12 protein-coding genes are annotated in these 19,039 nt (G+C 62.4%); 9 read left to right on the plus strand and 3 right to left on the minus strand.

What is annotated here, in order from left to right:
- Positions 1-1,086: a DUF2169 domain-containing protein gene (locus X735_RS0133510; RefSeq protein WP_050592625.1), complete on the plus strand. Its 1,086-nt coding sequence runs from the start codon at positions 1-3 to the stop codon at positions 1,084-1,086.
- Positions 1,083-2,126: a hypothetical protein gene (locus X735_RS162145; protein ID WP_023809156.1), complete on the plus strand. Its 1,044-nt coding sequence runs from the start codon at positions 1,083-1,085 to the stop codon at positions 2,124-2,126. The genes X735_RS0133510 and X735_RS162145 overlap by 4 nt, the downstream gene beginning before the upstream one ends.
- Before the next feature lies 1 nt (position 2,127).
- On the opposite strand, the gene X735_RS162140 is transcribed toward X735_RS162145, so the two are convergent.
- Genes X735_RS162140 through tssI form a run of 3 tightly spaced genes read right to left on the minus strand, consistent with a single transcriptional unit; the run spans position 2,128 to position 6,062 of the window.
- Positions 2,128-3,291, minus strand: coding sequence for a hypothetical protein (locus X735_RS162140; RefSeq protein ID WP_023809157.1), 1,164 nt, complete (start codon positions 3,289-3,291; stop codon positions 2,128-2,130).
- 10 nt (positions 3,292-3,301) lie between these two features.
- Positions 3,302-3,727, minus strand: a complete 426-nt coding sequence (locus X735_RS162135) for a DUF6484 domain-containing protein (RefSeq protein ID WP_023809158.1) — start codon at positions 3,725-3,727, stop codon at positions 3,302-3,304.
- A gap of 7 nt (positions 3,728-3,734) precedes the next feature.
- Positions 3,735-6,062: a type VI secretion system tip protein TssI/VgrG gene (tssI, locus tag X735_RS162130; RefSeq protein WP_023809159.1), complete on the minus strand. Its 2,328-nt coding sequence runs from the start codon at positions 6,060-6,062 to the stop codon at positions 3,735-3,737.
- Positions 6,063-6,302: 240 nt separating this feature from the next.
- Between tssI and tagH the strand changes: the two genes are divergently transcribed.
- The 7 genes from tagH to X735_RS162095 all read left to right on the plus strand — a co-directional run bounded on the left by tagH (position 6,303) and on the right by X735_RS162095 (position 19,027).
- Positions 6,303-7,349 (plus strand): type VI secretion system-associated FHA domain protein TagH, encoded by a 1,047-nt coding sequence (tagH, locus tag X735_RS162125; protein WP_023809160.1) that lies wholly within the window; start codon positions 6,303-6,305, stop codon positions 7,347-7,349.
- Positions 7,350-7,652: 303 nt separating this feature from the next.
- On the plus strand, positions 7,653-9,152 hold the full coding sequence (gene tssL, locus X735_RS162120) for a type VI secretion system protein TssL, long form (protein WP_023809161.1): 1,500 nt from the start codon (positions 7,653-7,655) through the stop codon (positions 9,150-9,152).
- 22 nt (positions 9,153-9,174) lie between these two features.
- Positions 9,175-12,732 carry a type VI secretion system membrane subunit TssM gene (gene tssM / locus X735_RS162115; protein ID WP_023809162.1) on the plus strand — a complete coding sequence of 1,186 codons (3,558 nt, stop codon included), beginning with the start codon at positions 9,175-9,177 and terminating at the stop codon, positions 12,730-12,732.
- Positions 12,733-12,897: 165 nt separating this feature from the next.
- Positions 12,898-13,677 carry a protein phosphatase 2C domain-containing protein gene (locus X735_RS162110; protein WP_023809163.1) on the plus strand — a complete coding sequence of 260 codons (780 nt, stop codon included), beginning with the start codon at positions 12,898-12,900 and terminating at the stop codon, positions 13,675-13,677.
- Positions 13,677-16,145, plus strand: coding sequence for a serine/threonine-protein kinase (locus tag X735_RS162105; protein ID WP_023809164.1), 2,469 nt, complete (start codon positions 13,677-13,679; stop codon positions 16,143-16,145). Before X735_RS162110 ends, X735_RS162105 begins: the two co-directional genes overlap by 1 nt.
- A gap of 105 nt (positions 16,146-16,250) precedes the next feature.
- Positions 16,251-16,661, plus strand: a complete 411-nt coding sequence (locus tag X735_RS162100; RefSeq protein ID WP_023809165.1) for a DUF1036 domain-containing protein — start codon at positions 16,251-16,253, stop codon at positions 16,659-16,661.
- Positions 16,658-19,027, plus strand: coding sequence for a M23 family metallopeptidase (locus tag X735_RS162095; RefSeq protein ID WP_023809166.1), 2,370 nt, complete (start codon positions 16,658-16,660; stop codon positions 19,025-19,027). Before X735_RS162100 ends, X735_RS162095 begins: the two co-directional genes overlap by 4 nt.
- Positions 19,028-19,039: the final 12 nt, after the last annotated feature.

Below are 19,039 nucleotides of genomic sequence, written 5' to 3' on the forward strand. Positions count from 1 at the left end.
ATGGCGTTCGCGGTCGGGATCGAGAATCGCACGCCGTTCGCCACCGCAACACATGTGCAACTCGACGCCGACGGCCAGGAAGTCCTGGTCGTCATGTTCTCGGCAAGCTTCGATGCGCTCGACGGCGCACCGGCACTGGACGTCTGCGAAGACCAGATGCCGGTCGCGCTCTGGGATATCCCGTTCGGCGATCCAGCCAATTCCTCCAATCGCTACGAAGCCGATATTGCGCCGCATAAGCCGGCCGCCGAAATCCTTGTCAACGGTTCGGCGCACGCGCCGAACCGCCGTCCGGTGGCGGAGATGCAGGTCGGTTTCCGCGTCGGTGGCTTGCAAAAGGTGCTCAACGTTGTCGGAGACCGCATCTACGATGCCGGCGGCTACAGTGCGCCGGCCCTGTTCCGAACCATGCCGATCGTTTACGAGCGCGCCTATGGTGGGACGCTGCCAGATGGCCGGCTTGACCGACGCAACCCGGTCGGCGTCGGCTATCACCATGCCTCGTCCGCCGATCCGGCAGTGCGAACACAAGCCCCGAATGTCACCTACCCCGCCGAACCTTATCTCAGTCCCTCCGATCGGCCCAGACCGGCCAGCTTCGGCCCGCTCGGGCGGGGTTGGATGCCGAGACTGCCGCTCGCGGGCACCTACGACCAAGCCTGGATCGACACGCAGTGGCCACTGCCTCCCGGGGATTTCGATCCGCGCTACAATCTGTGCGCCCCGGCGGACCAGCACCTGCCGGCAATCCATGGCGGTGAGACTGTCACGATCATCGGCATGACACCGAACGGCCGCTGGGACTTCCGCCTGCCGCGCATCGTTGCGCCTGTGCGGCTGATCTATGACGACCGGGTCGAGGAACGTCCGTTTGCCGCGGACACGGTGATTGTCGAGCCGGATCTGTGGCGCGTCACACTGAAAGCGCGCTTTTCACACGTGACAAAACGGAACACGCCGGCGCTGCGGGAAATCGTCTTCGGCCATGTCACGCCCGCCTTTCTCGTGGCCCGGCGCAAGCGCAAGAGCTATCTCAGCCCGCGTGGCGGCGACGGCACAGTCGACCGCGCCGTGTGGCAGCCATGAAGCGGCCGCTCTACGTCGCCGGCGGCGGCGCCGTCACGCCCGCCGGGCTGAACGCGCGGCAAACGATCGCAGCCATTCGGGCGAGCCTTTCGGCCTTCGAGGAAATCACGCTCGCCGAACCGTTCGGAGTGCCACAGGTAGTCGCGCGCATACCCACTCACCGGCATCTGCGCCGCAACGAAGGCGAATGGCTGGTCAACATGGCCGCCCGCGCTATCAACGAAGCGCTCGGCGCGGGCGAGCCGGGGGTCGCGGCGGCCACCGCGCTGCTCATCACGACGCCGGAGAGCTTTCGCAACCATCCGGCTTTCGTTGATATTCCGGCGCGCGATTTCCTGGCCGCGGTTGTCGACGCAACAGGCCTGAGATTCCACCACGCCTCGTGCGTCATCGACGGCGGCGCGGCGGCAAGTGTGGGACTGATAGAACGGGCGCTTGCACTGATGGAGGATCAAGGCGCCGCACAAGTGCTGCTCGGTGGCGTCGACAGCCTCGTCAACCACACCGACCTCGGCCGGCTCAGCCGGACCGGACGTTTACAGGGCGCGGACAACGCCCAAGGACTGGTTCCTGGCGAGGCGGCCGTCTTCGTGCGGCTGCTGCGGGAACCTGGCCGCGAGCCTGTCGTGGCCGCTATCCATGGCATCGGCATGGCCCAGGAGACGGACAGCATCCTTTCCGAGCGCTACAGCCAGGGCCGCGCCATGCTCGGCGCGCTGCGCGACGCCGTTTCGGGATCGGGACCATCGGAACCCGACATCGACTTCGTCGTCTCGAACGGCAATGGCGAGCGCTATCATGGCTGGGAGATGCTGATTGCCCGACCGCGCTTCTATCGCACGCACCGCACCCTGATGGCGACGGCCTATCCGGCGATGACGGTCGGCGACACCGGCGCGGCCAGCGGCGCGCTGGCGCTGATGCTGGCCGCCGACAGTCTTGTCCAGAATTATGCGCCGGGATCGATTGCCATGTGCGAAGTCGCATCCGAGAACGGATTGCGCGCCGCCGCCGTCGTGGCGCGGGCGAACCGCCGATAGATTACATCCAGGCCGGGAACCGGCGCGTCCTGCGCCAATCGGTCAGCGGCGTATCGGTTGCCGCGATGGCCGCGCGCAACGCGTCGAGCCGCAACCGGCGCATCGAATGGAAAGGCGTGCGGCCGCGCCCGCCCCGTCCCTCGTCCCACCAAGCAGCAACGCGATCGGCGACAGGCAACGGGCTGTGGTTCAGAGATTCAAACGCCTTCCCCAAATCGGCCGGGTCTATCGTGAACAGGTCGGTGTCGTTGAAATCCACCTCGAACAGATCGCGCATCGCCAGCCCGGCGGCAAAGACAAGTTCCGGTTCGCGCATCTTCTCGATCAGCCAGGGCATCACCGACGGATCGCCAAACAGGCCGATCGACGCCGTTGCCGCCACGCGTAGCAGGGGCTGGCCGAGGCGCGTCTGCAACCAACCTTTCGCGGCCTTGGGCGGCGTTGTCAGCAGGCGTATCTCGATCGCCGCCTCCGCTTGGTCCGTCTCCGTCAGCACGATCTTGTCGATCACTGGGTGCGCGGACCGCGCCTCACCAAGCAGGCAAGCGGCGAAGGCGGCCGCAAGACGTTCTCTCGCCGTCTCGCCATCAAGGCCAGCCAGGACTGCCGGAAGCAGGTCGCGCCGCCCGAGCCCACCGGCGAGCCGAACGGCGCGCCGGCGGACGTTCGCGTCGGAATGGCTGGCCAGATCATGCAGGCGCGGTCCCGGATCGACGCGGTGATGCCAGAGCGCAGACAGCCCAAGGCAGCGTAGTCGCGCATCGCTTGTGTCCAGCCATTGCGCCACGAAGGGACGCAGGTTATCGCGCGGCGTGCGCGCGATCGCAGCGGACAAGCTTGAAAAGCCGGCTTCACCCACGCTTACGCCGGCGTCGATTGCGGAGGTTACCAGTTTGGCATCGCTCCAACGCATTGCCAGAGTGCCGAGCACGAAAAGTTCGCCTGGTTCGGCGTAGTCAGCAAAGCGCGCTTGAGCAGCTTCCCAACCGGCCTTGCCGGCTGCCATGAGCCCTTCAAGATTGGCTTCGAGACGCTGGTCTATGCGACCGATATCGGTTTCGTCGAGGATTGGACCGTCGATCTCCCGACGACGGCGCAGCCACAGGAAAGCCGCGTCCTCGGCATGCTGATCCACGATGGCGGCGATGGTCGCGACGCGGTGCATAGGCAACGCCTCAATTGAGATGCACGGCCCCACCGCGAATACGGTTGGTCCCGCTGGCCTGGCTCGTCAACTGGCTGCCGCGAATGGTCACGCGGCCATTCTTTTCCAGAATGATCGACGCCAGGCCGCAGCGCAGTTCTATGCGCTCGTCTCCGGTGATGACGACACGGTCGCCTTCGCGAGCGACTTTCAGCTCCCTGTTCTTGTGCGCCGGATCGACGATGCGTCCAACGACCAACGGCCGCGTTGGATCACCCTCCTCGAACAGAAGGGCCAGTTCTGAACCGATCGCCGAAATGTCCAGTTCAGTCAGGCTGCGCGCCGCAATCGCCGTCTCGCGCGGATTGCCAACGAAGACAACAAGCGGTGCCCCGCCCTCGAAACCGATCAGCAGGCCGATCACGACGCCGTCGATACGATCCAGCACTTCCATGATGACGCCCTCAGTTGTTGTTGATGGTGCTTCCCTTGACGATCACGTCGCCGTCGGCCTTGACGGTAATCTTGCCGCTGCCCTTGAGCGTTATGTCCTTGCCGTCGGCAACAATGGTGCCGTCCTTTTTCATCGTGATCGACGCCGAGCCGCATTTGAGTGTGATCGAGTCACCCGCCTCGATCACCAGGTTCTTGCCGACCTTGATCGAGCTGTCGTCCGCAATCTGGATTCCGCTGCCCTTGCCGACCTTGAGCGCGTGCCCGCCTCCGACATCGGTTGCGTCGTCAGCGCCGATTTTTGCCGACCTGCCTTTGCCGATTTGCGACGACTGCGCGCCGCCGATGGCGAAACTCTGGTCCGCGCCGATTTTCACGCTCTGCGCGGCCGCGATTGTCCAATTGTCCGCCGCTCCGATGGTGTGAGTCTGTCCGGCCCCCACTGTCATCGAGCGCGATGCGCCGATCTGATTCGTCTGGACGGCGCCAACGCTTCGGGTTTCCGCTGCGCCCACTGAATCCACTCGCGCCGCGCCCACGGTGATCGTCTGGATCAACCCGACGGTCTGCGTGTGATTGGACCCGATCGTCTCCGTCGAGTTCGCGCCGATGCCGATCGTCTCGTTCGAGCCAACCGTAAGCGAGCGGTTGACGCCCACCGTCTCGGTATCGTTCTTGCCGATGTCGGTTGTCTGGTCGACGCCGACCTTGACTGTCTTGTTGTTGCCGACGTCCTCGTCGAGGTTGTGGCCGACGGAATGCTTGGCGTCGTGGTCGATGCGGTCCGACTGATCGTGCTGCACCAGCTTGGTACGGTCATGCTTGATCAGAAGGTTGTGGTCCTTCTGCGCCTGGAAATTGACCAGTTCGGAGCCGGCCTTGTCCTCGAACATCAGCTCGTTGTAGCCGCCGCCGCCGAGCGAGGAGTCCGACTTCCAGCCGGATTGCGTGGCACTCGCCGGCAGCCCGTAGGGCGGCATCTGCGAGGCATTGTAGACCCGGCCGGTGATGATCGGCAGGTCAGGGTCGCCTTCGATAAAGTCGACGATCACCTCCTGGCCGATGCGCGGTATCTGGATGAAGCCCCAGCCGCTGCCGGCCCAGGTCTGTGAGACCCGCACGAAACAGGAGCTGTTCTCGTCCTTCTTGCCCAGGCGATCCCAGTGGAACTGCACCTTCACCCTGGCGTATTTGTCGGTGAATATTTCCTGGCCTGACGGACCGACCACGGTCGCCGTCTGCGGCCCACGCATGATCGGTCGGGGCGTGATCCGTGGCGGACGATAGGGCAAGGCGGTCGGCGCCACGCCCAGGATCACCTTGAAGTTCTCGCTGTCGACGTCGGCATGGCTTCTGTATCCCGGATCGAACAGCCTGTATTCGGCGCTGACCACCAGATACTCCTGGTTCTGGTCCTCGCGCGGAAAGCCATCGAGCTTGAACGTACAGCCCGAAAACAGGCCGCGCACGGTGCCGACCGCGGCGATACGCTGGTGGACGGCCTGGATCTCCTCGCGTCGGATCGCGGCCAGGTTGTCGCCCCGGCCGACTTCGAGATGCGCGCCGGGCTGGCGGTAGTTTTCGCCGGCGGCCAGCTTGTGACTGAACGGCTGGGCCGACTTGGCCATAAGGTCGGCGCCCGGCTTCTTGAAATCATAGTCGGTGTGGGCATAGGCGCCCGGACGCACCGAACTGCCCGGTATCCATTCGGTGATGTATTCGACATCGCGCCGGGAGCCCTGCCCTTCAAAATGATAAGGTACTTTCTCGTAGCCCGGCGCCGGCTTCAGCTTGCTCATCGCATCGGTCAGGACAAGCGTGTGTTTGCCCTCGTCATGCTCGAAAAAATACAGGATGCCTTCATGCTCGAGCAGCCGCTGGACGAAATCCAGATCGGTCTCGTCATATTGTACGCAGTATTCGCGCGGAGGGTAGGAACCCTGCAGACGCAGATCGAACTCCGCCGTGCTGTATTTCTTGAAGACGTCCTTGACGATGTCGACGACGCTCTTGTTCTGGAAAATACGGCAATCGGTGGTGTTGCCGAGGAACCAGAGCCACGGCCTGACGACCGCTTCGTAGTAGGCCAGCCGGTCTTCTATGCGGGTCAGGCGAAACTCGGACACAAGACCGCTGAACCAACGTTTCGGATCGGATTCGCCTTCCACCGAAACGACACCCCCCAGCATCTTCAGCGGATCGATATCGGGGCTGGGGCTGACGAACCCTACCGTATAGGCCAAACAACGGCTGATCTCATCGCGACCGACAAGATGCGTGAAGGTCAACAGCTCGGCGCCAACCGGTGTTTGCACAACCGTGGCACGTTCGTTCGGCATGGGTCGTGCCCCTCCTGGACGCGGCCGCCGGCAGTGGGTTTGAAGTTCCCGCATCCAGGAACTTTTTGGCCCGCCGCACCAGGCTATGTTGAGCCTACCACATGTTGTCCGGCCGACCAAAGAGATGCACAGCGGAAAAACCTTACCCTGCCGATGCATTGGCTCGAAACGCCGCTGTCCTGCTGGATGTGCAAACTGCTAGAATGTGGAGTATCGATCAGCGTTCGACGGCGATCCTCGATGTATATCAGTCTGCAAATCAACAATGTCGACGCCTTGCCTGCGGGCATCTCGACCAGTTACGCGGCGCGTGATCGCGGCTTCGAAATCGGACGCCAGGCTTGTGATTGGACCTTGCCGGACCCCGACAAGTTCATCTCCGGCCGGCATTGCGAGGTTCGCTACGAGGCAGGCGCTTTCTGGCTGCACGATGTCTCGCGCAACGGAACCTACATCAACGGATCGAGCCAGCGCATGACCGGCCCGCATCGGCTGAGCCATGGCGACCGGGTGCTGATCGGCCGCCATGTCATCTTCGTATCGATCGACGACGAGCCCGCCACGACAGGCCATATCAGTTCGACACAACGAGAAATGCCGGCCGCGACAGGCCGGCCGCTCGAATTCGCCGCCGAGCCGTTCTTCACTCCTTCGGAGCAACATTCCGGGCAGCGGGTTCCGGCTCCGGCGTTCTCGTCGCAACCGCCTCTCCCCTCGACCAGAGACGAAGTGCTGCGGGAAATCGCGATCGCGGCCGGCATCTCGCCGGAATTGCTTCAATCGCGCGATCCGCATGAAGTTGCCGCCGAAATCGGCACGGTCCTGCGGACTGTGGTCGAGGAACTGACCATGCTTTTGAAAGCGCGCACGGCCGCGAAAATACTGGCCAAGAGCACACAACGGACGATGATCAGCGCCGCCGACAACAACCCCCTGAAGTTCGGCCCGGGAACCGACGACATCCTCGAAATCATGTTCGCCCGCCGCAGGGCCGGCTATCTGGATGCCAGGCGCAGCATCAAAGATGCATTCCGCGATCTCAAGACGCACGAATTCGCCACCTATGCCGCCATGCAAGCTGCGCTGTCGCGGCTGCTCGACGATCTGTCGCCCGAGGCGATCGGAAAGAAACTCCCCCCGACATCGTTCTCGTCTAAGAAAAGCCAGGCCTGGGACGCTTTTGTCGCGACCTGGCGAACCATGGAGGAAGCCCACGAGAACGGCATGCTGGACATATTCCTGGCCTATTTCAGCGAGGCCTATGCCAAGGCCGACAAGCAGAAATAGACAGGCCCAAAGGGGGATGCGAGGCTGAAGTCGACGAAGAAAACCTCTTTGGTGCGCGGCATCCGGTTCCAATCGAGAGTTTGTGAGATTACGATCGCATACGACAATTCGCTAAGCGGCTAAGGCTGATCGACCTGGGGGTCTGCGGCAAATGTCATCTTTCGGCGGGATAGTAAGATATAGCCTACCTTCCTCCGGACACTGTCAGGGTCGGCAGGGGTTGCGTTTCCTTCACCTGACGAGAAACCGTTTTGCGCCTGTCTCACCCAGTCGCGGGCACACCGCCTGCACGGACGATCGTCCATGAGTTCGAAGGACGATCCTTTCGGCCCGGCTGGCAAGACCGTCATTCGCGCCCCTCCACGGCGTGAGCGAAAACCGGCGCCGGTCCCTCAAGTGCCCGTCGCGGATGACGGGCAAACCTCGCAGATCAAGGATTCGACCGTATTCGATCCCGGCATCGGCCGGCATACACCGCCGGGCTGGGCATCCGGGACAGTGATTTATCAAGGAGCCCCTTCCGCTTCGGCAGGAAGCGGCGCTTCCGAGGCAGCTCTACGGCAGGAGACCCTGCTCAATGTCACGGACAGTGTCAGATATTCCGCGGCAAACCCGATCCTTGCCGCGGCCGCACCATTGCTGATGCTGTTCGGCCAGTTCAGGCTTATCCCCGTCGAGAGACAAGCCGAGCCGTTGGCCGAACATGTCACTGAGGCGATCGATAGGTTCGACAGGACAGTCGAGAAATCAGGTGTTGCCGAAGAGGATGCGCGGATTGCGAAATTCATCCTCTGCGAAACCGCCGACGATCTCGTCGGCAACCTGCCTTGGCCACAGAAAGATACTTGGGCGCAGCACAGCATGCTGTCGCAGTTCTTTCACGTCGAGCCCAGCGGCACAGGCTTCTTCGAAGCGCTGAACAAGGTCCTGGCCAGTCCCGAGGCACACTACGATCTGCTCGAACTGATGCATGTCTGCCTGTCGCTGGGGTTCGAGGGCCAGTACCGGGGCCTGACGCGCGAAGACAGCAATCTCGAACGCGTTCGGCGCGACGTCTACGAAACGCTTCGCTATTTCAGGGCACGCGCGGACGCGGACATCTCGCCCCACTGGCAGGGCTTGGCGTCGACCATGACGCAGCCGTCGACACGCCTGCCGCTCTGGGTCGTCGCGGCAGCCGTGTCGGCGCTGCTGACTGCTGCGTTCTTCGCACTGCGGGTCTTCATCACCAACGAAGGCGACGCTGCCGCCGGTGAATTGCTGGCGCTCAACCCATCGACGCCGATTACCATCGAACGGGCCAGCGTGGCGCCGTTGGCGGAGCCGGCGAAAATCGTCCCACCCGTCGCCACAACCACGCAGATCGATCGCATCCGTTCGGCACTGGCCAAGGAAGTCGAAGGCGGCGGGCTGACCATCGGCACGAAGGGCGACTTCATCGTTGTGGAAATCAACAATCTCCTGCTGTTCCAGTCCGGCAGGGCCGAGGCGAAGCCGGAGTTCCAGCCCATTGCCGCAGATATCGCCGCGGCTCTGGAACCCGAGCGCGGACCGATCAGGATTGTCGGCCATACGGACAATGTGAAGCCGCGGAAATCGAGCCCATTCAAGTCCAACTTCGATCTCTCCGTCGCCAGAGCGAAGGCCGTCGAAGCAATGATGGCACCGAAGTTCAGTGATCCTTCGCGACTAACGGTGGACGGCAAGGGCGAGGACGAACCGATCGCCGACAATGCGACGCCGGAAGGCCGCACCAAGAACCGCCGTGTCGATGTGATGATCGCCAAGGAGGAAACATTGTGAGCACGGCCAGTCGGGAGCGGCCATGACGCGTTGGCTGCTGCGGATATTCAGCATGATTGCGCTGGCCGGCTTTGCGGCGGCAGTGTGGTTTGCCGGACCCTTGATCCGCTTCGCCGATACCCGTCCTCTCGGGCCTGCCTGGCTGCGCGCGACTATCATCGGGGTGATCGTGGCAGCGCTCACGCTTTTCTACGGCCTGCGTTTCTGGCAAGCGAGAAAAGCGCAAAAAGCACTCGAAACCGTGGTCACACACAATGACGACCGCGATGACGACTCGCGGGTGCTCGAGGCCCGCGTGAATGAGGCCGTGGCGGCGCTCAAGCGGTCGAGCGGCAAACGCAATTTCCTTTATGAGATCCCCTGGTACATCGTCATCGGCCCGCCCGGTGCCGGCAAGACAACGGCGCTGGTCAATTCGGGTCTGAATTTTCCGCTGGCCGGTTCGGGTGATGCCCAGCCAGTTGCGGGCGTTGGCGGAACACGCTCCTGCGACTGGTGGTTTACCGACCAGGCCGTCCTGATCGACACAGCCGGACGCTACACGACGCAGGATTCCAATGCCGAGACCGACAAGAAGAGCTGGCTTGCCTTCTTGTCACTGCTCAAGAGAGCCCGCGCACGGCAACCGATAAACGGCGTCATCCTGGCCATCAGCCTCGCCGACCTCGTCAGCCTCGACGATCAGCAGCTTGACGCTCACGTCGTCGAGATACGCAGTCGTCTGCGGGAAATCCACGAGACGCTGAAAATCCAGTTTCCCGTGTACCTGCTGTTCACCAAGGCCGACCTGGTTTCAGGGTTCATGGATTACTTCGGCGGCTTCGACGAGCCGCGCCGGCGCAAGGTCTGGGGCGCGACATTCCAGACCACGGATCGCAACAAGAATATGGCCGCCGAGGCTCCGGCCGAATTCGATGCACTGGCAAGACGCTTGGTGGAGGAGATGCCTGACCGCCTCCAGGAAGAGGCCGATCCGGTCGCGCGTATATCCATCTTTGGCTTTCCGGCGCAGTTTGGCGCGCTGAAGGAGCGAATTACCAATTTCATCGCCAGCCTGTTCGATCCGACCCGCAGCCAGGTGAATGTCAGCTTGCGTGGACTCTACTTCTCTTCAGGCACGCAAGAGGGAACGCCAATCGATCAGGTGTTGGGCGCGATCGGTCGCAATTTCGGCAGCAGCCCCCGCGCCCATCTTTCCGGAACCGGCAAAAGCTTCTTTTTGCACGATCTGCTGACGGGCGTCATTTTTGCCGAATCCGGATGGGTTTCGTATGACAAATCAGCTGTAAGACGTGCAACGATCGCCAGGTTCGCCGGCCTTGGCGCCATCGCGTTGATCGCTGCGGCGGCCCTCGGCACCCTAGCCCTGAGCTTCACAGCCAACAGGTCGCTGATCGCCTCCACCACGCAGGCCATAAGCCAGTATCGCCAGACGGCGGACGCGTTGCTCAAAAGCACCGAGGTCACCGATGTCGACCTCGAAAACGTCATTGGCCCGCTCGACCAGTTGCGCAATCTGCCGGCTGGGTTCGAAACCGGCGACGTGCCGACACCGATCGAGGAGACGTTCGGCCTCAGCCAGCGGGAGAGACTTCTTTCGGCATCCAAGACGGCTTACCGGGAAGCGCTGGAACGAATGTTCCGATCGCGCCTGCTGATCCAGGCCGAGCGGACGATCCAGGCCAGGATGGCCGATCCCGCCGCGCTCTACGAGCCGTTGAAAATCTACCTGATGCTTGGCGGCAAGGCGCCGAAGGTCGACGACGCGTTGATCATTTCCTGGATGAAGCACGATTGGGAGCAGAACCGGTATCCAGGTGAAAACAACCGCGAAGGACGCGAGCATCTCGAAAAGCACCTGGGTGCCATGCTTGCCTTGGACGACGCCTACGATCCGGTTTTCGAACTCAACCAGCCGCTCGTCCAAGCCGCTCAACGGTCGCTCGGGCGCATGAGCCTTGCCGACCGTGCCTCGGCTTTGGTCAAATCCGCAGTATACGCGGCAGCTCTGGATGATTTTTCTGTTTCCCTGAAAAGCGGCCCGGAAGCCCCGTTACTGTTCGAGCGGGTCGATGGCGGCGATCTGTCAGGCCTTCGTGTTCCCGGCCTCTATACTTATGCCGGCTTCAACAGCTTCTATCTCGTGCAACTCTCGCGCATTGCCCAGACGCTCGTCGACGACCAGTGGGTCCTCGGTGGCGGCGGCGAGCAAGGCGGCATCGATCAGGAGTTGCCCAAGCTCGGTCCCGAACTTCTCGACCGCTATGGCAAGGAGTTCGCAACGGCGTGGAACAGCGTTCTCGACGGGTTGAAATTCAAGGCGATGCTGAAGGACAAGCCGCGCTATATCGCGCTTTCCGCCGTCGCCTCGCCAACCTCGCCGATCGAACTGCTGTTTACGGCGATCGCCGACGAAACCGCTCTGACGCGGGACGCTGCTTCCGGCAAGGACTCAGCCACCGGGGTTGAAGGCGGCGCGGGCCAGTTACAGGACGCAGCAAGCGTGGCCAAGGGTCTGGCTCGCATCGGCATACAAATCGCCACCGGAAAATCGCAAACCCGTGCCGGCACGGGATCCTTAAGCGCGCAAAACCAGAATCCCGGGGCCAACATCGAAGCGCAATTCAGGCCGTTCCAGGCCCTGGTGAGCGGTGCTGCCGGACACCGCCCGATCGATGCCTTGACCCAGAATTTCCGCGATATCTACCAGAGCCTGCAACTGGCGACCGACGTCCCCTCCCAGACGGAACGCGTCAACGCAAACCTGCAGCTCCAGATAGCCACCCTTCGCGCCAATGTCTCGCGACTGCCCAAGCAACTCGGCCGGATGGTCAATGCGACGGCAGACGAGTTTGAAGGCAACGTCACCGAGACCTCGGTGGCAAATTTGAACCAGATGCTCGACCAGACGGTCACACAGCCCTGCGAGGCGGCGGTCAACGGCCGTTATCCTTTCGCCCGCAATGGCACCGAGGACATCGCGATGGCGGATTTCGCCAAACTGTTCGCTCCGGGCGGGCTGATGGACCGGTTCTTCGCACAGAACCTCGCATCGCTGATCGATATGACCGGTCAGGACTGGAGCTGGAAACAGGATGCTCGCTTCGGCCGCGACCTGTCGAAGTCGACGCTGAAGAACTTCCAGCTGGCGGCCGAAATCCGTAGCGCCTTTTTTCCCCAGGGCGGTTCGGTGCCCTCGGTGAGCGTGACCTTCACGCCCTTCTCACTGCATGGCGATGCCGATGCGGCGGTGCTCGATGTCGACGGCCAGACCGTCCAGAGCAACCAAGCGGGCAACATGCCGAGCATAGTGACCTGGCCGAGCGGCGCGGCTTCCGGATCCGCCAGTCTGAGCCTGACGCCGGAGATGCCAGGCCGCGAATCCGCCATCAAGTTCGAAGGGCCGTGGGCCCTGAAGCGACTTCTGGACAAGGCTGCCGTCACCGGCCACGACAGCAACATGCAAGCACGCTTCGTGATTGGCGGACGCGACGTTACTTATACGCTCCAGACAGGTTCAGGCTCCAACCACTTCTTCCTCCCGGCCCTTTCCGGATTCAGCTGTCCCAAGGCGTTTTGAGATGGGTTTGATCTGCTGATCATGGCGCCGATCCGCTGACCAGAGTTCAAACCCCGGTTTTCCTTAGTTTTCGGTACTTTAATGTTCGAGCCTGTGGCAAAGTGGCGCCAGCGAGCGTCCAAAGGTGCGCCGCAGAAGGACGCTTGAAAAGCGCTTGGTGGCAATTTGAATACTGTCGCCCTTTCCATCGAAAGCTTCGGCGTGAGCCACAAAGGCTGTGTCCGTGAGCTCAATGAAGACAGCTATCTAGTCGAGCCACAAACTGGCCTCTGGGTGGTAGCCGACGGAATGGGTGGACATGACGCCGGAGAGGTCGCTTCCGCCAGTATCGTCGATCATCTGTCAACAATCGGCATCGCGAGCTCGGCACCCGATCTTCGGGCCCGCTTCGAGGACAGGCTGAGCCGGGCCAATGCCGAAATCCGCAGCATATCGGAATCGCGCGGCATCACCATCGGCTCCACGGTCGCCGCCCTGTTGGCGATGGACGGACGATTTGCCTGCCTGTGGGCGGGCGACAGCCGGGTTTATCTGATCCGCAACGCCGCGATCTCGCAGATTTCGAAAGACCACACCGAAGTGCAGGAACTCTTGGATCGAGGCATGATCAGCGCGGTCGAGGCGCTCACCTGGCCACGCCGCAATGTCATCACACATGCGATCGGGGTCAGTGACGACTTCGTCATCGATTTCCAGCAGGGCGAACTGATGCCGGGAGACATTTTCGTGCTGGCCACCGATGGGCTGACGGCACATGTCACCGACCCCGAGATCGAGGCCGCCGTCGTGTCGGCTACACCTCAGGCGGCCGGAGAAAACCTGCTGGAAACGGTTCTGGCGCGAGGCGGAACGGACAATGTCACCATTGTGCTGGTTAAGATTGGGAACGGGCGCAATGGACAATCGCTCCACCCTGATCTGTCCAGAGCGGAGGGCCGAGGCTGATGAGCGCCGATGACAAGACGCGAATATCGCCGCAAGTGGCCAACACCGCTGTCGGTACGCAGCTCAGCGGCATCTACGAACTTGACGAACGGATCGCATTCGGCGGCATGGGCGAGGTCTATCGCGGCCACAACATCCAGACCGGCGACCATGTCGCGATCAAGATCGTGCTGCCCGAATTTGCCCGTGACCAGACGATCTTGTCCTTGTTCCGCAAGGAGGCCTCGATCCTCAACCACCTGTCGCATGATGCGGTCGTGCGATACCACGTCTTCACCATCGATCCCGGGATCGGCCGTCCCTACCTTGCCATGGAATTCGTCGACGGCGAGTCGCTGTACGACATCATGCGACGTGGTCCGATGCCGACGGATGAGGTGCGCAAGCTCTGCCATCGCCTCGCATCCGGCCTGAGCGCCGTGCATCAAGCGGGAGCAATCCATCGCGACCTCTCGCCGGACAATATCATCCTGCCGGGGGGCCGGGTCGACCGCGCAAAGATCATCGATTTCGGTATAGCGCGATCGGCGACCGTGGGCGGGGAGACACTGATCGGCGGGAAGTTCGCGGGAAAGTACAACTACGTTTCGCCCGAACAGCTCGGGCTGTACAGCGGCGACGTCAGTGAACAGTCCGACATTTACAGCCTTGGGCTGGTGCTGGCTGCCGCTCTGCGCGGGAAACCGATCGACATGAGCGGATCGCAGTTCGAGATCATCGAAAAGCGCCGGGCCGTGCCTGACCTCTCTGATATCGACGACGATTTTCGTGACATTGTCGAAGCCATGCTGCAACCGGATCCGCGAGACCGGCCGGTCAGCATGGCTGATATCGCCAGGATGACGCGTGGCGAAGACGAAGGAACAACGCCGCCGACGTCCATCACACCCCGCAACCGGCCAGCCGGGCAAACCCTTACTCCTGATCCCAAGGGCGGCCAGGCATCCAATGTCGCGGGACGCAACGCGCCGACGGCAACGGGCCCGGGCGAGCAGCGCTTCGTCCCGCATGTCCGGCCCGCGCATTTGTCCGAACCGCTGCCTTCGCCGGTCGCCGGCCCTCCGCGCGCGGTCACTGCGGATATGCCCAAGAAATCCACAAAGACCCCAACTATCGCGATCGCTGCCCTGGCGACACTAGCTGTCGCCTCAGGCGCGGGCCTGTATCTGAGCGGCTTCATGACGCCGGCAACGCCGATTGCCGGCAAGACATCGCTTTCCGCGCCCGAACCGTCAAAGCCTACACCGGAAACTTCGGCGCCGACCCTCACGGACAAAGTCGCGAACGCCCCTGAGCCGGCAAAGCCAGTTCCGCCCGTGCAGCCGGAGGCCAGCGTACCGCCGGCTGAAAACCAGCCAGATGCCTCGGCGGCTCAAAAGCCGCAGCCGGCCAAGCCCGCCGAACTCCCTTCGCAGACCGAGGAATCTGAGAAACCGCCGGCAATGGAAGCGCAACCGCAAACAGAGGCGGGCGTGCCGCCGGCTGGAAGCCAGGCAGATGCCAAGGCAGTGCAAACGCCGGAGCCGGCCAAGCCCACTGTCCCCGCGCAAACCGCGGGCCCCCCGGAGTCATCGGCAACGGACGCGCAGCAGCCATCCGAAAAGACACCGCCGGCCCAGCCAGAGTTTGTGGAGAGCCCAAAGCCCAAACCGGAGCCGCAGATCAGCCAGCCGGCAGAACCCAAGGTTGCCGGGCCGGCGCCCAAACCCACTGCAAGCCAGACGGATGCCGCGAACGCCGAGAGCCAAAAGACTGTGCCACCGGCGGCCAAGCAGCCGGACCAACCTGTCGTCGCGTTGAACGTACCCAAACCGGCCATTCCTCCGGCCGTGGACGACATCGCGCAACGAGTCTCCTGGGTTCGCGACTTCGGCGGCGGCGACTGTTTCTATGCGACCATGAATTCGCCAACCGACACCGCAGCCGCGATCGAAGGATTTGGAACAGCGGTCCAGCCATTCGAACGCATGCTGGGCGATTTCCAGGCGAAATTCCATGTGGAGCCCGACATCAGCGTCCGCCTCATTGAGCCGAGCCAGTGCGAAGTCACCAATTTTCTGCGCTTTCTGGGACAGACCGCGGCCGACAAGCCGCAGCTTGTTCTCGACCGGACGTCGGTGCCGAACGGTACGCCGATCAGCGGCACGCTGGTGACGCGTGGCGGGCTCATTTCCAGCGTGTTGCTGATCGATCACAAGGGCATGGTGTTTAATCTCGACGATCGCATCGTCGCACAGTCGGACAAAGCCACCTTCAGCATCCCGATTGGCCTCGGCGCCGCCGACAAGGCCGCTGGAAAGGCCGTGCCGCAGATCATAATGGTGATCACGGGACCCCAGGATATTGAGGCGGCCGCATTCTCGGCGCCGACGCCAGCCTCGGCGCTGCTACCCAAAATTCTCGAGGAAATCGAGACCAACGGATCTCAGTTCTCAGCCACTGCCAAGTATTTCCGGCTCGGCGGATAGCATGGGCGCCCGATGGAACGCTGCTCGTGTTTGCCCCACTCGTCTGCCGACCTGCCCATAAAGCAGTGTGAACCGGTTCGCGCCCTGCTCGCCTTGGCGGGCCACATGAAGCTTGCGGTCATCGCGGGCGCCGCGCTGCTGGCTGTGCTGTCATCCGGCGAAGCGCGAGCCGAATTCACGGTCTGCAATCAGACACTCGACGTCGTCAATCTCGCAGTCGGCCAGAAGGTCGACAATGCCGATCAGACAGACGGCTGGTGGACCATCGGCGCCAATCAGTGCGTGAATGTCATTCGCGAGGAACTGACCAACCGCTACATCTACATCTACGCAACGGACGTCTTCGGCCACGCGATCCTGACGGGATCGACCGAAATGTGCATCGAGCGAAGGCGTTTCTCGACCCGCGGCATCGACGAATGCTGGCAACGCGGCCATATCGCGGCGCAATTTCTCGAAGTCGATACGCTCGAACAGGCGCGGTGGACGTTCTTCCTGACCGGAAACAGCCCGTGACGCACACTATCGACACGAGCTTCAGGCAGAAGAAGCAGGCGCGCCTTGCGCTTCGCAGACGCAGGCTCTGGCGCCGGCTGCTTGCCGGTCTTGCCGCGATCATCATGCTGTCGATCGCCGTGGGCTTCTACCTCACCGCCGATTATTGGTCGTTCGGCGACGAAGACGAAGAGCTTCACGCGGTCGAAGGGGTGGACGACGTGCCGGCCGATGCATCGGTCTATGTGCCTGCCATTATCGACCTTGCCGGGGACCCGATGTGGATCACCCTTGCCCCCGACGCCGACGCCACGTCGAGGGGCCGTTCGATCGCGAAGCCGGCGGATCTCGATCAGGCCGGGATTTCTCCGCAGATCGAAATCCTGTCGGATGTGATGCTCAGCGCCAGCGAAAAATTCATGACGACGATACCGTCGACGCAGGAAGACTTCGCATTCTTCCAGGCGCAACGGCAGACCGCCCCGCCGCCGTCCAACGATCTGCAGGACGATCTTCAGCCGCCGGCGGGGGATCTGCAGAACGATCTTCAGCCCTCGCCTGCCCCCAACGAGGCTCCGGCTGCTTCGGGGCAGCAGATGGGCACCGACGATCCCGAAGCCGGCTGGGGTGAAACAATCGATGCAGGCGAAGCAGCCCTGCCCGCATTCCAGAAGACACAGATCGAAAACAACACGAGTGTCGCAACCGTCACGAATGAGTATCAGCGGTTCGAGGCGACCGAAGACACGTTCGTGAAAATCCTCAACGACCGCAGCCTGGACAGCGTTGCGCTCGATGCGCATTTCTCCGTCGAGGACGCCAGGCGGGCGGGCGAAGCGCTGAAGGCGCTTTTCAACCGGGAAGGCCTGGAACCGGGTTATGTCGTCGCCATGCGTGGTTTCAGGCCGACGCGCGAGACGACAACAATGTCGCTCATGCAGGTGTCGATCTACGCCAAGAGCGTCTTTGTCGGCACGCTGACGCGCAACGCCGCGGGTGCATTCGTATCGGGTGTCGATCCCTGGGTCCGCGAAGATCTGTTCAACTATTCGGGTGCACCGGAAGAAGGCACGCACAAGCGGCAATATCGCCTGCTCGACGCAATCTATTCGACGGCGGCGCGCAACAAAGTTCCGACCGGCGTGATCGGCGAAGCGATCATGTACCTATCGAGAGGACGGGACCTGGACGCCTTCGCCAGCGAGGACCAGCGCCTTGTCCTGATCTATTCACAAACGCCGCGCGGCAAGGGCGAGACCGACGGACGCGTGCTGTATGTCGGCGTGCAGGGTGCTGAAAAGAGCTTCGAATGCTTCGTCTTCCAGCAGAGCGACGGTCAGTTTGCATGCGTTACCGGCGACGATCAGATCCGCTCGCTGACGGTCATCAACGGCATGGTCACGCCGGTCAACGGGGTCATGACGTCCACCTTCGGTCCACGCAAGCACCCAATTCTGGGCGTGGTTCGCATCCACAAGGGCGTCGATTGGGCGGCTCCGGTGGGTACGCCGATCGCGGCCGCTTTCGACGGCGAGGTCACCTTCCAGGGCGACGGCGGCGGTTATGGCAACCTGGTGAAGATTGCGCATGCCAACGGACGCGAGACGCGCTACGCGCATATGCAGAAATTCGCGATAGCAAGCGGTGTCGGCACAAAGGTGAAGGCCGGCGACATCATTGGCTATATCGGCACCACCGGCCTGTCGACCGGGCCGCATCTGCATTTCGAACTCTATCAGAATGGCGGGGCGATCGACCCGCTGGGCACGGTGACCGCCGCGGTCGCAACGAGCGATCCTGCTGTCGAAACACTGACCGACCGTATCGTTCATGTCGAAAGTGGTGGCAGCGCCCGCGCCAAGAACCCGCTTTCTTCAGCAACCGGTGCCGGCCAATTCATATCGAAGACCTGGATCAGGATGATGAACACCTACCGTCCCGAACTGGCGCGCACACTTTCAAATGCGGATCTCCTTGCTCTGCGCTACGACTACACGATCTCGCGCGAGATGGTGCGCAATCTTGCGCGCGAGGGTGAAGCCTATCTTCGGGCGCGAGGCCACCAGATCACAGCCGGCCGGCTCTATCTCTGCCATTTCCTGGGCATGGAAGGCGCCCATCAGGTATTGTCGGCGTCGAGTTCGGCGCAATTGAGCGCCGTGCTCGGGTCGGCCGTCATTCAGGCCAACCCGTTCCTCACCGGCAAGACCGCCGGCTATGTCGTGGACTGGGCCGAAAGGAAAATGGGCCGAAAGCTCAGCCCCGCGGGGACCGGCGCAGGCCAACCGGTATCGACCACGACGGAAGTGCGCCAGACGTCGCCAGAGTTCGAAGAATACAAGCAAGCCATCACGGCCGTCATAAGCTCGCTTCAGAATACCCTTTGAACCTGCCCTCGC

The sequence above is a fragment of the Mesorhizobium sp. L2C084A000 genome (assembly GCF_000502875.1).
In the GTDB taxonomy this organism is placed as follows: Bacteria; Pseudomonadota; Alphaproteobacteria; order Rhizobiales; family Rhizobiaceae; genus Mesorhizobium.

Bases quoted from the DNA above. Each gene is read 5' to 3' on its own strand.
- X735_RS0133510 (WP_050592625.1), top strand. From the start codon at position 1: ATGGCGTTCGCGGTCGGGATCGAGAATCGCACGCCGTTCGCCACCGCA.
- X735_RS162145 (WP_023809156.1), top strand. From the start codon at position 1,083: ATGAAGCGGCCGCTCTACGTCGCCGGCGGCGGCGCCGTCACGCCCGCC.
- X735_RS162140 (WP_023809157.1), bottom strand. From the start codon at position 3,291: ATGCACCGCGTCGCGACCATCGCCGCCATCGTGGATCAGCATGCCGAG.
- tssI (WP_023809159.1), bottom strand. From the start codon at position 6,062: ATGCCGAACGAACGTGCCACGGTTGTGCAAACACCGGTTGGCGCCGAG.
- tagH (WP_023809160.1), top strand. From the start codon at position 6,303: ATGTATATCAGTCTGCAAATCAACAATGTCGACGCCTTGCCTGCGGGC.
- tssL (WP_023809161.1), top strand. From the start codon at position 7,653: ATGAGTTCGAAGGACGATCCTTTCGGCCCGGCTGGCAAGACCGTCATT.
- tssM (WP_023809162.1), top strand. From the start codon at position 9,175: ATGACGCGTTGGCTGCTGCGGATATTCAGCATGATTGCGCTGGCCGGC.
- X735_RS162105 (WP_023809164.1), top strand. From the start codon at position 13,677: ATGAGCGCCGATGACAAGACGCGAATATCGCCGCAAGTGGCCAACACC.
- X735_RS162100 (WP_023809165.1), top strand. From the start codon at position 16,251: ATGAAGCTTGCGGTCATCGCGGGCGCCGCGCTGCTGGCTGTGCTGTCA.